This window comes from Caulobacter sp. X (assembly GCF_002742635.1).
Lineage (GTDB): Bacteria > Pseudomonadota > Alphaproteobacteria > Caulobacterales > Caulobacteraceae > Caulobacter.
Genome location: NZ_PEGF01000002.1, coordinates 192,364 through 206,009 on the forward strand (window position 1 = coordinate 192,364; position 13,646 = coordinate 206,009).

General features: G+C 68.8%; 14 protein-coding genes. 7 read left to right on the top strand and 7 right to left on the bottom strand.

Annotated elements, in window-relative coordinates; translation table 11 throughout:
• Positions 1–68: 68 nt before the first annotated feature.
• Both CSW60_RS13315 and CSW60_RS13320 read right to left on the bottom strand, forming a co-directional pair.
• Positions 69–1,295, bottom strand: coding sequence for an RNA polymerase sigma factor (locus CSW60_RS13315; protein WP_099537842.1), 1,227 nt, complete (start codon positions 1,293–1,295; stop codon positions 69–71).
• 2 nt (positions 1,296–1,297) lie between these two features.
• Entirely contained in the window at positions 1,298–1,648 is a 351-nt protein-coding gene (locus CSW60_RS13320; RefSeq protein ID WP_099537843.1) for a YciI family protein, read from the bottom strand.
• Between the two features lie 197 nt (positions 1,649–1,845).
• Here CSW60_RS13320 and CSW60_RS24040 point away from each other — a divergent pair, with 197 nt between their 5' ends.
• Positions 1,846–1,956 carry a hypothetical protein gene (locus CSW60_RS24040; RefSeq protein WP_236634279.1) on the top strand — a complete coding sequence of 37 codons (111 nt, stop codon included), beginning with the start codon at positions 1,846–1,848 and terminating at the stop codon, positions 1,954–1,956.
• A 559-nt stretch (positions 1,957–2,515) separates the two neighbouring features.
• On the opposite strand, the gene CSW60_RS13330 is transcribed toward CSW60_RS24040, so the two are convergent.
• A complete protein-coding gene (locus CSW60_RS13330; RefSeq protein ID WP_099537844.1) occupies positions 2,516–3,607 on the bottom strand; it encodes a glycosyltransferase family 1 protein in 1,092 nt (363 codons plus the stop codon).
• Positions 3,607–4,437 carry a UDP-2,3-diacylglucosamine diphosphatase gene (locus CSW60_RS13335; protein ID WP_099537845.1) on the bottom strand — a complete coding sequence of 277 codons (831 nt, stop codon included), beginning with the start codon at positions 4,435–4,437 and terminating at the stop codon, positions 3,607–3,609. Before CSW60_RS13335 ends, CSW60_RS13330 begins: the two co-directional genes overlap by 1 nt.
• 274 nt (positions 4,438–4,711) lie before the next feature.
• Between CSW60_RS13335 and CSW60_RS13340 the strand changes: the two genes are divergently transcribed.
• Positions 4,712–5,341 (top strand): TetR/AcrR family transcriptional regulator, encoded by a 630-nt coding sequence (locus CSW60_RS13340; RefSeq protein ID WP_099537846.1) that lies wholly within the window; start codon positions 4,712–4,714, stop codon positions 5,339–5,341.
• Positions 5,342–5,343: 2 nt separating this feature from the next.
• Here CSW60_RS13340 and CSW60_RS13345 read toward each other — a convergent pair whose 3' ends face one another.
• From CSW60_RS13345 to CSW60_RS13355, 3 genes are all read right to left on the bottom strand, one after another.
• Positions 5,344–5,916, bottom strand: coding sequence for a hypothetical protein (locus CSW60_RS13345; RefSeq protein ID WP_143324182.1), 573 nt, complete (start codon positions 5,914–5,916; stop codon positions 5,344–5,346).
• Between the two features lie 54 nt (positions 5,917–5,970).
• On the bottom strand, positions 5,971–7,071 hold the full coding sequence (locus CSW60_RS13350; protein WP_099539121.1) for a histidinol-phosphate transaminase: 1,101 nt from the start codon (positions 7,069–7,071) through the stop codon (positions 5,971–5,973).
• Between the two features lie 63 nt (positions 7,072–7,134).
• Positions 7,135–7,602 (bottom strand): Lrp/AsnC family transcriptional regulator, encoded by a 468-nt coding sequence (locus tag CSW60_RS13355; protein ID WP_099537848.1) that lies wholly within the window; start codon positions 7,600–7,602, stop codon positions 7,135–7,137.
• A gap of 123 nt (positions 7,603–7,725) precedes the next feature.
• Between CSW60_RS13355 and CSW60_RS13360 the strand changes: the two genes are divergently transcribed.
• The 5 genes from CSW60_RS13360 to CSW60_RS13380 all read left to right on the top strand — a co-directional run bounded on the left by CSW60_RS13360 (position 7,726) and on the right by CSW60_RS13380 (position 13,591).
• Complete coding sequence (locus CSW60_RS13360; RefSeq protein ID WP_099537849.1) at positions 7,726–7,983, top strand: DUF6356 family protein; 258 nt, start codon at positions 7,726–7,728, stop codon at positions 7,981–7,983.
• Positions 7,980–8,981 (top strand): putative sulfate exporter family transporter, encoded by a 1,002-nt coding sequence (locus tag CSW60_RS13365; protein WP_099537850.1) that lies wholly within the window; start codon positions 7,980–7,982, stop codon positions 8,979–8,981. Before CSW60_RS13360 ends, CSW60_RS13365 begins: the two co-directional genes overlap by 4 nt.
• Before the next feature lie 66 nt (positions 8,982–9,047).
• On the top strand, positions 9,048–10,472 hold the full coding sequence (locus CSW60_RS13370) for an amino acid permease (RefSeq protein ID WP_099537851.1): 1,425 nt from the start codon (positions 9,048–9,050) through the stop codon (positions 10,470–10,472).
• A gap of 99 nt (positions 10,473–10,571) precedes the next feature.
• Positions 10,572–11,720 carry an acyl-CoA dehydrogenase family protein gene (locus tag CSW60_RS13375; RefSeq protein WP_099537852.1) on the top strand — a complete coding sequence of 383 codons (1,149 nt, stop codon included), beginning with the start codon at positions 10,572–10,574 and terminating at the stop codon, positions 11,718–11,720.
• A gap of 248 nt (positions 11,721–11,968) precedes the next feature.
• Complete coding sequence (locus CSW60_RS13380; protein ID WP_099537853.1) at positions 11,969–13,591, top strand: globin-coupled sensor protein; 1,623 nt, start codon at positions 11,969–11,971, stop codon at positions 13,589–13,591.
• Positions 13,592–13,646 lie beyond the last annotated feature (55 nt).

Consider the following 13,646-nt stretch of genomic DNA (forward strand, 5'->3'; position numbering starts at 1 on the left):
ACTTCATCCTCCCTCGCGCAGCGGGGGAGGTGGCGCGATGCGGATGCGCATCGTGACGGAGGGGGCGCTCAACCGCCCCTCCCCAGTTCCGTCCGCCTCCGCGCCAACCAACGCCGTTCCGCCTCCGCTGGCCCCAGCGCCAGGGCCTGATCATAGGCCGCCAGGGCCTCTGCGCGCCGTCCCAGACGCGCCAGGAGGTCCGCGCGCACGGCATGAAAAGGCTGGAAGCCGGCCAGCCGCGCGGCGTCCAGCGCCTCCAGGTCCGCCAGCGCCGCCGCCGGTCCGAAGACCTCGGCCAGCGCCACCGCGCGGTTGATCCGGACGAACGGATCGTCGCGGAAGCTCAGCAGCGCATCGTACAGTGATAGGATCGCCGGCCAGGGCGGCGGCTCATCCAGGGTCTCTCGCGCGCACCAGGCGCTGTGCAGGGCGGCGCGCAGCGGGATCGGCCCCGGCGGTCCCAGGCTCCCCGCGCGGCGTAGCAAGGCCTCGCCCTCCGCGACCAGGTCGCCGCGCCACAGGGCCGGATCCTGGCGGTCCAGCGGAACCATGACCCCTTCGGCGTCGAGCCGCGCCGGCCTGCGGGCCTCGGCGTAGCGGACCAGGGCGGCGAAGGCCAAGGCGTCCGCCTCGTTCGGCAGCAGCTCCGCCAGCACGGCGGTCAGGCCCAGCATCTCCCGAGCGAACCCCGCGTGCGGCCCGGCGCCGGCGGCGTCCTCGTGGGCGCGGGCGTAGGCGACCTCCAGGGTGGCCAGCACGGCGGCCAAGCGCTCGGGCCAGGCCTCGGGACCGGGAACCTCGAACGATACGCCCGCTTCGGCGATCTTCCGCTTGGCGCGCGTCAGGCGCTGCAGCATGGCGGGCTCCGACACCAAGAAGGCGCGGGCGATCTCCTGGGCGGACAGCCCGCAGACCAAGCGCAGGGTCAGGGCGGCGCGGGCTTCCGGCGCCACGGCCGGGTGGCAGCAGACGAAGATCAGCCGCAGCCGCTCGTCGGGGATCAGGCGGGCGTCGGAGACCAGCATGTCCTCGGCCGAAGGCTCGGCTAAGGGCGCCTCGGGCGCCAGGCGACGCCTAATAGTCCGTTTACGGATCATATCGAGAGCCCGGCGCCGCGCCGTGGCGTAGAGCCAGGCGGCGGGATCCAGCGGCGGCGCGCTCGGCCAGACCTGCGCCGCCTTGGCGCAGGCCTCGGCGAAGGCCTCCTCGGCGATGTCGAGGTCGCGGAACGCCGCCGCGAGGGCGGCGACGATCCGGCCTCCGGTCTCTCGGAACGTCTGGTCGAGCGACGCCAGGACTAGTCCTCGTCAATCAGGGGGCGAACTTCGACCGAGCCGTCGCCGGCCAGGGGCACCCGCTTGGCCAGGGCGAGCGCCTCGTCCAGGCTGTCGACCTCGACGATGTAGAACCCGCCCAGCTGCTCGCGGGCCTCGGCATAGGGGCCGTCGTGCAGGGCGTACTGGCCCGAGGTTTTGCGGACAGAGGTGGCGGTGTCGCTGGTCTTCAGGCCCGCGCCGCCCTTGAGGATGCCCTTGGACGCCAGTTCGCCGGCGAAGGCGCCGTGGGCGGCCAGGATCTCTTCCCAGGCGCGGCCGCGCTCGTCGCGGAAGGCGTTCTCGTCTTCGAAGATCAGCAGGGCGTATTTCATGGCGATTGCTCCAGGCGAGCCCGCGACCATCGCGCGCTCCGACCCAGAGACGCGCCGGCTCGGGCGGATTCGACAGCGGGCGCGGAAAAATGTCGAGGGGGGCGAAAATCCTCTCCTCCCCCTCCGGGGGAGGGGGACCAGCGAAGCTGGTGGAGGGGCCCTGTGAGGCGGGGGTATATCCTGTGGTCGGACGGTTGATGGACGGTGATGGCGGCGGGCGCGGCTGGCCCCTCCACCGCCGTTCGGCGGTCCCCCTCCCCCAGAGGGGGAGGAGAGAGAGGACTACGAGCGTTCGCGGCGCTCTATGATCCGCGTATCCGGAATCGAAGTGAGCGTTTTCAGCGACTTCCCACTTTTACACGCCGCTCTGTGATCCGCGTTGAAACCGCGCGCACAATCATAGCCATCCCCGTCGCGGGGGAGGGCGTATGGATCCGGCCCAATGCGGCGGCGGGGATAGGTTGAGCGGGGCCGCTTTCGGTCCCCGTCCGTTTCGGCAGGCCGCGCAGCTTACTCTTTAGGAGCGCGCGTGGGTGGGCGGGACGGTCGGGACCAAGGTCGAAAGCGGAGCGACAGGGCGGTGATCGTATAAGCCGCCTATCGCGGATCGTCGGGCTGGACACGGAAGTAGCCGCTCCAGTTGGTCCGCGCCCGTCCGGGGGCTAGTGGGGTCCCGAGCTGAAACACGCTCACGCCCCCCATCCTCACGGGCAAGAACAGCCTGGCGGAGCGGACAGTCGAGCCGAAACGCAATCAAATCCTACGGTCACCGGGTTCGCCCGGCCGCTCCGTCGCCTCCCCATGAGCCTTCAGCGGCCAGCCGCGTGAAGCCGAGACGCCGTGTCGACTTGAAACCGTGAATAGAGCCTAAGCCGCCGTCTTCTTGCGCAGCCGCGCCAGCCGACGCAGCCGGCGCCAGAAACGGGTCTTTTCGGGCTCGGGATAGGGCTGCAGGTTGCGGAAGAATTCTTCGGCGCAGGCGCGCCAAGAGAACTTCTCGGCGAACTTGCGCACCACCGTCCGGTCGAGCTCCAGGCACGCCAGGCAGGCTTCCTTCAGCCCATCGGTCTGGCCGGGGGCGAGGACGCCGGCGTTGGAGCCCGGGATGATGTCCACCGGACCCGGGGCCGAGAACGCCGCCACCGGCACGCCGGCGGCCATGGCCTCCAGGATCACCAGGCCGAAGGTGTCTGTCAGGGACGGGAAGCAGAAGACGTCGGCGCCGGCGAAGTAGCGGCCCAGCTCCTCGCCGAACTTGGCGCCCAGGAACTTCACCTCGGGGTACTTCTCGGCCAGCTCCTCGCGCTGAGGGCCGTCGCCGATCACGACCTTGGTGCCGGGCAAATCGAGGCTGGCGAAGGCCTCGATATTCTTCTCGACGGCCACGCGGCCGACATTGAGAAAGATCGGGCGGGCCAGGCCCTCGAAGATGTCGGGATCGCCGGGTTGGCGCGGCTTGAAGATGTCGGTGTCGACGCCGCGCGACCAGGGCGAGAGGTTGCGGAAGCCGTGCTTGGCCAGCTCGTCGCGCATGGTCGGCGTCGCCACCATCAGGCGGCCCGACGGCTTGTGGAACCAGCGCATGTAGGTGTAGCCGGCCGCCAGCGGCAGCGGCAGGCGGGCCGAGACGTATTCGGGGAACTTGGTGTGGTAGCTGGTCGTGAAGGGCAGCTTCCACTCCAGGCATATGCGGCGGGCGGCCAGGCCGATCGGGCCCTCGGTGGCGATGTGGATCGCCTCGGGCTCGAACAGCTTGAAGCGCTCCTGCACCGGCTCATAGGCGCCGATGGCCAGCTTGATTTCCGGATAGGTCGGCAGCGGGAAGGTCGGGAACTGGTCAGGGCTGACGACGTCGACGATGTGGCCCATGGCGCGCAGTTCGTCGACCACCCGGGTCAGGGTGCGAACCACGCCGTTGACTTGCGGTTCCCAGGCATCGGTAGCAAGCAGTATCCGCATCAGGCGACGGCGGGCTCCGGCAGCGACTCTTCGGTCGGGCTCGGCAGCTTGCGGCCGCGGTCGATGACCGACCACGAGCGCACCTTGGCCCATTCGACGATCTCGAGGCGACCGTCGGCGTGCTCGGCCACGGCCGTGCAGCTTTCGACCCAGTCGCCGTCGTTGACATAGGCGACGCCGTCGATGTCGCGCATCTCGGCCTTGTGGATATGACCACAGATCACGCCGTCCACCCCTCGACGTCGAGCTTCGTCGGCCACAGCGGCCTCGAAGTTCTCGATGAACTGCAAAGCGTTCTTCACCTTGACCTTCAGATAGGCCGAAAAACTCCAGTATCCGAACCCCAGGCGGCGACGCGCGCGATTCACCAGGGTGTTCAGCATGAGGATGGTTCTATAGGACCAATCCCCGAGGAAGGCGAGCCACTTGGCGTGCTGGACGACGCCATCGAACTCGTCGCCGTGGACAACCAGATAGCGCTTGCCGTCGGCCGCCTCGTGGATGATGTCGCGAGCCACCACCACGCCGCCGAAGTGGACGCCGCAGAACTCGCGGACGCGATCGTCGTGGTTGCCTGGGACGTAGATGACCTCGGTGCCCTTGCGGGCCATGCGCAGGATCTTCTGGACGACGTCGTTGTGGGCCTGGGGCCAGTGCCAGCCGCTGCGCAGCTTCCAGCCGTCGATGATGTCGCCCACGAGATAGAGCTTGTCGCACTCGATATGGCGGATGAAGTCCAGCAGCAGCTCGGCCTGGCACCCCCGCGTGCCCAGGTGCAGGTCGCTGATGAAGACGGAACGATAGCGGCGGACGGCGATGTCGGCGCTCATGGTCGTACCCCCGTTAGGCGCCGCAAGATCGCTCCGTCCCCGGATCGGCGCGACAGCGGCCAACGGCAGGCGATTAAGCTGATTGCATGTCGCTTTGATGAAGCGGGCAGGGTTGTTAGGCCGGCGCGACCTGTCTCGGGTTACGCAGGGTCAGCCCGCCGATTGACCACTTTCGGCGCATTTGTCAAAAATCTGGGCGCTCAAGCTAGGCCTTTGCGGGCATGGGCTTGTCCAGCCTGTTGCGGCGCAGCATCGCTCGCACTAGATCACGCCGATGGACGCCGCCCGCCTCGCCAAGGATACCCCCAAGTCCCAGAAGACCCGCGCGCGGATTCTGGACTGCGCGATGCATCTGTTCGCCGAGATCGGCTATCACGCGGCCACCAACCCGGCGATCGCCGACGCCGCGGGCCTGACGCGCGGGGCGATGCTGTACCACTTCCCGACCCGCGAGGCCCTGGTCGAGGCGGCCGTCGCCCATATCCAGGCCGAGCGCTCGACCCTGTTTCGCGCCGCCGCCGACAGCCTGCCGCCGGGCGCGGACGTCACCGAGCACGCGATCGACAGCTATTGGGATCTGCTGCACAGCGTTCCGTTCCAGGCCTTCGCCGAGCTGGAGGCCGCTGGTCGCACCGACCCTGCCATCCAGGCGCTGCTGACGCCGGCCCAGGCCGAGTTCGACCGCGCCCAGGCCGGCGACCACTTCCTGAAGATCCTGCACGCCGGCGCCGGCCCCCGCTTCCAGGCCAGCCGCGACCTCGCCCGCTTCATGCTGGAGGGCCTCGCCCGCACGACCCTGACCTACGACAAGGACGGCCGGAAGGATCGCCTGCTGGCCGTGATCAAGCGCGCCACGCACATGCTGAACCGCAAGGGCGACATCCAGGACCTCTGGCCGGAATAGGCTTAGGCCTTCCGGGTGATCTCGATCGACTGCCAAGCCGCATCGGGGCCTTGGCCCGTAGCGTCGAAGCTGTAGTGCAGCGCTCGCCATTGGTCGTTGACAGACTTGTGCCAGCCGATCGCCTTCCAGCCATCGGGCGAGATAAGTTTGTCATCGAAGTCTGGCTCGCCGAGTGGGGCCCCCAAGACGTTCATCGCCCGCAAGCGTCCACGCATCTCCGCGGTGTCGACGGCGCGGAAGTAGACCCGGCAGAACGACGTGCCGCTGAACTCGCCGATGGCCAGTATCACCGGAGCGCCCGCCACTTCGCCGCGCCGCACCTCGGCATAGCGAACCGCGCCGTTTCCGCTCACCACAGCCGGCGCGGAGTCGCCCTCCAGACGCTCCCATCGCGTGGCTCGCACCTTCCTCATGATCACGTCATGACTGGATGGACGGACGCAGGCGTCCTCGAACGCCGCCAACGCGCTGCCATAGACCGGAGGCGGTTCAGAGTTCTCGCGAGCATGGACCAGAGCGGCGCCGGCCAAGACGGCGACGCCGAAAAGCGGCAAGAGGAAACGTCTGGAGGTCATGATCGGAGGTTGAGCCGCCGCCTCGTCCATCGTCAAGCGCGCATTCTGGACGTCTCAGGCCTTCAGCGCCTTCGGCAGCGCGCTGGCGAAATAGTCGAGTTCGGCCGGACTAGCCGTGCCGACGCGGATCCAGGTCGGATGGCGGGGGCTGTCGAACACCCTCACCTCGACGCCCAGCGAAGCCAGCGTCTTCTGGAACGCCAGATTGGGCTTGCCGCAGTCGACGAAGACATAGGTCCCGAAGGACGGCAGGTAGTTCAGGCCGTTGGCCTCGCAGATCGCGTAGATCTTCTTGCGGCAGCCCTCCAGGTAAGCCTTCGCGCCGGCGAGATAGGCTTGGTCGCCATAGCAGGCGGCGGCCGCCGCGAGGCCCGGGCGGCCCTTGTGGGTCGGGATCAGGCTCTTCAGCGTCCGGACGCGGTCGGCCCGGGCGGCGATGAAGCCCACGCGCAGGCCGGCCATGCCGTAGACCTTCGAGAAGGTGCGGGCGACGATCACGTCATGGCCGGCGCGGACCAGGTCCATCATCGAATTTCGGACGGGATCGGGGCTGATCTCGATATAGGCCTCGTCGACGATCACCGGGCAGGTCTTGGACACCTCGACGCAGAAGGCGCGCAGGGCGTCGGCGTCGAGCAGCAGGCCGGTGGGATTGTTGGGATTGCAGACATAGACGCAGCCGGCCTTCACGGCCTTGGCGCGCTCGGCGAGGGCGGGGAGGTCGATCTGCTGGTCGGCGGCCAGCTGGACCCACTCCAGGTTGGCGCCCTGCCGCTGGGCGTAGAGCAGGGGCGTGGCGTAGCTGGGCTGCGGCGAGACCACCGGGCCGGACTTGGAGAAGGCCGTCGACAGCAGCGACAGCGCCTCCAGCGAACCGTTGCACAGCCCGACCTGCTCGGGCTTGAGGCCGTCATGCTCGGCGATCAGCTTGACCAGCGGCGGCTCAAGCTCCCAGCCGTAATAGGGCGCTTCGGCCAGGGCCTTGGCGGCGGCCTTGCGCGCGGCGGGGGAGGGTCCGAACGGGTTCTCGGTGACGCCCAGGTGGGCGCGGATCGCCGGCGGGGCGGTCGGATCCACCGAGGTCTCGGCCGCCAGCGCCAAGCCTGGCGCCAGGGCCGCGCCACCGATCAGAAGTCCGCGCCGCGTCGCGTCCATGAACGCCTCCATCAAAAAACTGCGCCTAGTAGAGCGCCGTCGATGACAGGCTCAAGACAGGGTTCAGGTCGGGGCGACGGGAAGGGCGGTGGTGAACTTGATCTGCTCCATCGCGAAGCTGGACGACACGTCGCTGAGCGGCGCGGTGGCGATCAGGCGTTTGTAGAAGCGGTCATAGGCGGCGATGTCCTTGACGACGACCTTCAGCAGATAGTCGACCTCGCCGCTCATCCGGTAGAACTCGACCACCTCGGGCAGGGCCTTCGCTCCCTCGGCGAAGAGCTTCAGCCAGTCCTCGTCGTGGCGGCCGGTCTTCACGGCGACGAAGACAGTGAGCGGCAGGTCGAGGGCCTCTCGGTCCAGAAGGGCGACGCGCGCGGTGATGACGCCGGACTCCTGCAGGCGCTTGATCCGTTTCCAGCACGGGGTCTGGGTCAGGCCGACGCGCTCGGCCAGATCGGCGATCGGAACGGTGGCGTCTTCCTGCAGGATCGCCAGCAGGCGCCGATCGATATGATCGAGATCAATCATCTCCGCCTTCCGCGTTGATCGAGAATGAAATTCTCTCTACGCGCGGATTGGCGCGTAATCCAGTAATGCCTTTCCCCGAATCCTCGCCATCCTAAGGGGCCTCTGCACAGTCGCGAGGTTCCGATGCTGGCGTCCTTTACCCGTCATCCCCGTTCGGTCGGCGAAAGCTATGGTCAGCACATGGGCGTGGCTTGGGGCTTCGGCTTCACCCTGATCGGCGCCGGTCTCGCCTGCCTCGTGCACGGCCTTTTGCCCTTCGCCTTCGAGCGGACGGGCAGCCGCACGGTGCGCCAGCTGAACGAGCGCCTCTCCAACCGCTGCGCCCGCGCCGACGCCCATTTCGCCGCCGCGCCGATCACGGGCGAGACCGTCCGCGGATGACGGCCGCCGCCCTGCGTCTCAGCGCCGGCAAGCTGGCGCCGGGGCTGGCGGCCGGCCTGGGCCTCGCCATCCTCGCCAAGCTGCTGTCCCAGACCCTGCACGCCCCCGCGCCGCTGATCGCCGTGGTGCTGGGCATGATGCTCGGCGCCATGGGTCTGCAGGCTCAGCTGGGCGCGGGTCTCGACATCTTCGCCAAGCCCGGCCTGCGCCTGGGCGTCGCCATGATGGGCGCCCAGATCAGCTGGGCCGAATTCGCCGCCCTGGGCGGTCCCGCCATCCTGGCCAGCGGCGTCGTGGTCCTGGGCGGCCTCGCCATCGGCGCTGCGGCTGGTCTGGCGCTGGGACTGCCGTTCGCCGAGGCCCTGATCGCGGCCGCCGCTTGCTCGATCTGCGGCGCTTCCGCTGCCCTGGCCGCCTCGCAAGCCGCGCCGGCCAGCCCCGCCAATCAGCGCACGACGGCCCTGGTCATCGTCGGGGTGAACCTGCTCTCGACCGTCGCCATGCTGGCCTATCCGCCCTTGGCTCACGCGCTGGGCCTGACGGCGCACCAGGCCGGCGTCTTCTTCGGCCTATCCATCCACGACGTCGCCCAGGTGGCCGGCGCCGGCGCCTCGGTGTCGCCGGAGACCGCCAGCACGGCGGCCCTGGCCAAGCTGGCGCGGATCGTCTGGCTGGGTCCGGCGGTGGTGCTGATCGGCCTGGCCCTGACCCGCAGCCCTGAGGGCGGACGCGTTTCGGGCCTGCAAGCGCCGCCGGCCTTCGTAATCGGCTTCGCGGCCCTGGCGGCCGCGCGCGGCCTGAACCTGATCCCGCCGGCCCTGGTCGGGGTCCTGGCCGCCTGCTCCAGCTTCCTGCTACTGGCCGGCGTCGGCGCGATTTCGGCCAAGCTGGGCCCCAAGGCCCTGTTGCAGGTCAAGCCGCGCCTGGCCGTGATGCTGGGAACGGTCACAGTGGCCGTCGCGGTCCTGGCCTACGCCCTGACGAGAATATTCTTCTAAAGATCAAGGCTTGGCGGAGCACGAAACCGACTCCATGGTCGCGTCCATGAGTCGGAGGGACCCCAAGTGAGCTTCTGGACGCGCCGAAAGGCCATCGACACCATCACCGCGGGACACGCGGACAGCCATCAGCTGAAGAAGACCCTGAGCTGGCCGCATCTGGTCGCCCTGGGCGTCGGCGCCATCGTCGGCACCGGCATCTACACCCTGACCGGCATCGGCGCGGGCCTGGCCGGTCCGGGCGTCATCCTGTCGTTCCTGATCGCCGGCGCGGTCTGCGCCTGCGCCGCGCTCTGCTACGCCGAGCTGTCGACCCTGATGCCGGCGGCGGGCAGCGCCTACACCTACAGCTACGCGGCCATGGGCGAGCCGGTGGCCTGGTTCGTCGGCTGGAGCCTGATCCTGGAATACACCCTGGTCTGCGCGGCCGTCGCCGTCGGCTGGTCGGCCCACGCGCACGGCCTGTTCAAGCTCATGGGCTTTCCGGACGCGCTGCTGGCCGGCCCGCACGCGGGCGGCCTGATCAACCTGCCGGCCGTGATCATCTCGATGGCGGTGGCCGGCCTGCTGGCGATCGGCACCCGTGAGAGCGCCGTGGTCAACATGGTCCTGGTGGCGGTGAAGATCGTGGCCCTGATCGTCTTCGTGGTGCTGTGCCTGCCGGCCTTCGACGCCAGCCACTTCACGCCGTTCATGCCCAACGGCTTCTCGGCCACGCCCGGCCCCGATGGGGTGAAGATCGGCGTCATGGCCGCGGCCAGCCTGATCTTCTTCGCCTTCTACGGCTTCGACGCGGTCTCGACCGCCGCCGAGGAGACCAAGAACCCCAAGCGCGACCTGACCATCGGCATCGTCGGCTCGATGGCCGCCTGCACGGCGATCTACATGATCGTCGCCGCCGTCTCGATCGGCGCCTCGCGCGCCGAGGTGTTCTCCAAGAGCGAGGCGCCGCTGGTCTTCATCCTGGAGAGCCTCAGCCATCCCAAGGTCGCCCAGCTGGTGGCCCTGGCGGCGGTTATCGCCCTGCCGACCGTGATCCTGGCCTTCATGTACGGCCAGAGCCGGATCTTCTTCGTCATGGCCCGCGACGGCCTGCTGCCGCGCGCCCTGTCGCGGGTGAACGCCAAGACCGGCACCCCGGTGCTGATGACGCTGCTGACCGGCGCGCTGTCGGCGGTGCTGTCGGGCCTGCTGTCGCTGAAGGACATCGCCGAGCTGGCCAACGCCGGCACACTGTGGGCCTTCATCGCCGTCGGCGCCTCGGTGATCCTGCTGCGCCTGCGCGAGCCCAATCGTCCGCGCGTCTTCTCGACGCCGGTTTGGCAGGTCGTGGCGCCGGCCGGCATCCTAGGCTGCCTCTATCTGTTCATCAGCCTGCCGGTGAAGACCCAGGTCTACTTCCTCTACGCGCACCTGATCGGCGCGGCGATCTACCTGGCCTACGGCGTGCGCAAGAGCGTGCTGGCTCAGCAGGAGAAGGCCGCAGGGTAAGGCTTCCATTCTCGGGGGCCATCGCTACAGTCTCGGTCAAAACAAGTGTTTGACGTCTCCCCTCGCGACCAGCGAGGGCCGGACAACGGGAGAAAGCGCATGGCCCTCGACCTGGAGACCCGCGAGCAGCTGCTCGACACGGTGGCTCGCTTCGTCGCCGAGCGGCTGCGGCCGATCGAGGCCAAGGTCGCCGAGGACGACGCCGTTCCCGCCGACGTCGTCGAGGAGATGAAGGCCCTCGGCCTCTTTGGTCTCTCGATCCCGGAGGAATACGGCGGCCTGGGCCTGGGCATGGAGGACGAGACGCTGGTGGCCATCGAGCTGGGCCGCGCCTCGCCGGCCTTCCGCTCGGTGTTCGGCACCAATGTCGGCATCGGCAGCCAGGGCCTCGTCATGTTCGGCGACGACGCCCAGAAAGCCAAGTGGCTGCCAGGGATCGCGTCCGGCGAGGTGGTCACGTCCTTCGCCCTGACCGAGCCCGAGGCCGGCTCCGACAGCGGCGCGGTGCAAACCCGGGCCGCGCTGGACGGCGACGCCTATGTCCTGAACGGGGCCAAGCGCTACATCACCAACGCCGGCAAGGCCTCGCTGTTCACGGTGATGGCCCGCACCAATCCCGACATAAAGGGCGGCGGGGGCGTGTCGGCCTTCCTCGTTCCGCGCGACCTGCCGGGCCTGTCGGTCTCCAAGCCCGAGAAGAAGATGGGCCAGCAGGGCGCCCACATCCACGACGTCACCTTCGACAACGTGCGGGTGCCGGTGGAGAACCGACTGGGCGCGGAAGGCGAGGGCTTCAAGGTCGCCATGCAGGTGCTGGACCGCGGCCGTCTGCACATCGCCGCCGTCTGCGTGGGCGTGGCCGAGCGGCTGATCGCCGACTGCGTGGCCTATGCGTCAGAGCGCAAGCAGTTCGGCCAGCCGATCGCCAACTTCCAGCTGATCCAGGCGATGATCGCCGACAGCAAGACCGAGGCGCTGGCCGCGCGGGCCCTGGTCCTTGAGACCGCCCGCAAGCGCGACGCGGGCGTTGGCGTGACGCTGGAGGCGGCGGCCAGCAAGCTGTTCGCCTCGGAGATGGTCGGCAGGGTCGCCGACCGCGCGGTGCAGATCTTCGGCGGCGCCGGCTATGTCGCCGACTATGGAATCGAGCGGCTCTATCGCGACGTCCGGATCTTCCGGATCTACGAGGGCACCACCCAGATTCAGCAGCTGATCGTGGCGCGCGAAACGCTCAAGCAGGGCGGCTGAGCCTTTTCGGACGCGTGGCGGTTTGTCGCGGGCCCCGCGCCGCCAAGCCTGCGTCGTCCCGCCGCATGGAGACCGATGGAATCGTTGCCAAGCCTGCCTTGGCGAGCATCGAACTTCGGTCCCCGCATCGGGTTTCGGGGTGTGGCGAGCGCGGCAAGCTGACGCACGCCTGACGGGTATATTTAAGGCGCTATTAAGCACGCGACCGCGAGCCTTTCCGCTTCACCCCAGCAAGTGGATGAGCGGCGATGAGCCACGATTACGCGATCAACGAGCGAGTGGCGTTCATGGGGATCGATGGCAGGGCGCGAGACGCCTTGCGCGATCTCAGACCCGTCGTCGCCAAGGCGATTGGACCGGCCTTGGCGAGCTTCTATGCGAAGGTGGCGGCGACGCCCGAGACGCGGAAGTTCTTCAAGGACGACCAGCATATGGCGGCCGCCAACGCGCGCCAGCAAAGCCATTGGGACGGAATCGTCCAGGCCGAATTCAGCGACGACTATGTCCGGGCCGTCCGCGCCATCGGCGAGACCCACGCCCGCATCGGCCTTGAGCCGCGCTGGTATATCGGCGGCTACGCGGTGGTTAGCGACCATCTGATCCGCTCCGTCCTGGAGTCGGTCTGGCCCAAGGGCTTCATGAGCAAGGGCGGCGTGGCCCAGGCCGGCGAGGCGCTCAGCGCCCTGATGAAGGCTGTTTTGCTGGACATGGACTTCGCCATCTCGATCTATCTGGAGACCATCGACAAGGAGCGCCAGCGGCTGGAGGCCGAGCGCCAGGAAAGCCAGGCGTGCCAGGCGCAGATGGTCGCGGCCCTGGGCGAGTCTCTCGATCGTCTGGCGCGGGGCGACCTGCAGGCCCGTCTGGACATCGACGTAAAGCCGGACTTCCAGAAGCTGAAAGACGACTTCAATAACGCGGTCACCTTGCTGGATCAGGCGATGGGCGGCGTCAGCGCGGCGACGGACGGCATTCGCTCGGGCACCGAGGAGATCAGCATCGCCGCCGACGATCTGGCGCGCCGGACCGAGCAGCAGGCCGCCAGCCTGGAAGAGACCGCCGCGGCGCTGGACGAGATCACCCAGACCGTCCGCCGGGCCGCCGACGGCGCCAAGCAGGCGCAGGACGTGGTCGCCGGCGCCAAGTCCGAGGCCGAGCGGTCCGGGATCGTGGTCGACCAGGCCGTCGCGGCCATGGGCGAGATCGAGACCAGCTCGCGCGAGATCGGCAACATCATCGGGGTGATCGACGAGATCGCTTTCCAGACCAATCTGCTGGCCCTGAACGCCGGCGTGGAAGCCGCGCGCGCCGGTGAGGCCGGCAAGGGCTTCGCGGTGGTGGCGCAGGAGGTGCGAGCCCTGGCCCAGCGCTCGGCCGAGGCGGCCAAGGAGATCAAGGCTCTGATCGGCGCCTCGACCAAGCAGGTCGAGGCCGGCGTGGGGCTGGTGGGCCAGACGGGCGACGCGCTGAAAGGCATCGTCGGCAAGGTCGCCGAAATCGACGAGCTGATCGTCCAGATCTCGGCCTCGTCCCAGGACCAGGCGCGCGGGCTTTCGGAGGTGAACACGGCCGTCAACCAGATGGACCAGGTGACCCAGCAGAACGCCGCGATGGTCGAGGAAACAACGGCCGCGACCCATTCGCTGAAGAGCCAGACGGCGGAACTGTCTCGCCAGGTGGCGACCTTCTCGATCTCGGGTCGCGCTTCGGCTCCAGCCGCGCAAGCCCCGGCCCCGGCCCCGGCCCCGGCCCCGGCCTCAACGCCACGCGCCGCGCCTGCTCCGCGTCCAGCCAGCCGCCCAGGCGCGTCAGCCCCTGTCTCGCGCGGCGTGGCCGCGGTGGCCGTCAAGGACGAGTGGGAAGAGTTCTAGGGGGAGCGCGACGCCGGCGCGGAAGAGGTCTTGCCTGTTCCGCGCTCTGGTCCGC

What these genes read in the sequence shown, in the direction of transcription:
- CSW60_RS13365 (WP_099537850.1), top strand. Translation starts at nt 7,980, where the DNA reads ATGACGGCCGCCGCCCTGCGTCTCAGCGCCGGCAAGCTGGCGCCGGGG.
- CSW60_RS13345 (WP_143324182.1), bottom strand. Translation starts at nt 5,916, where the DNA reads ATGACCTCCAGACGTTTCCTCTTGCCGCTTTTCGGCGTCGCCGTCTTG.
- CSW60_RS13380 (WP_099537853.1), top strand. Translation starts at nt 11,969, where the DNA reads ATGAGCCACGATTACGCGATCAACGAGCGAGTGGCGTTCATGGGGATC.
- CSW60_RS13335 (WP_099537845.1), bottom strand. Translation starts at nt 4,437, where the DNA reads ATGAGCGCCGACATCGCCGTCCGCCGCTATCGTTCCGTCTTCATCAGC.
- CSW60_RS13375 (WP_099537852.1), top strand. Translation starts at nt 10,572, where the DNA reads ATGGCCCTCGACCTGGAGACCCGCGAGCAGCTGCTCGACACGGTGGCT.
- CSW60_RS13360 (WP_099537849.1), top strand. Translation starts at nt 7,726, where the DNA reads ATGCTGGCGTCCTTTACCCGTCATCCCCGTTCGGTCGGCGAAAGCTAT.
- CSW60_RS13350 (WP_099539121.1), bottom strand. Translation starts at nt 7,071, where the DNA reads ATGGACGCGACGCGGCGCGGACTTCTGATCGGTGGCGCGGCCCTGGCG.
- CSW60_RS13320 (WP_099537843.1), bottom strand. Translation starts at nt 1,648, where the DNA reads ATGAAATACGCCCTGCTGATCTTCGAAGACGAGAACGCCTTCCGCGAC.
- CSW60_RS13330 (WP_099537844.1), bottom strand. Translation starts at nt 3,607, where the DNA reads ATGCGGATACTGCTTGCTACCGATGCCTGGGAACCGCAAGTCAACGGC.
- CSW60_RS13340 (WP_099537846.1), top strand. Translation starts at nt 4,712, where the DNA reads ATGGACGCCGCCCGCCTCGCCAAGGATACCCCCAAGTCCCAGAAGACC.
- CSW60_RS24040 (WP_236634279.1), top strand. Translation starts at nt 1,846, where the DNA reads ATGGACGGTGATGGCGGCGGGCGCGGCTGGCCCCTCCACCGCCGTTCG.
- CSW60_RS13355 (WP_099537848.1), bottom strand. Translation starts at nt 7,602, where the DNA reads ATGATTGATCTCGATCATATCGATCGGCGCCTGCTGGCGATCCTGCAG.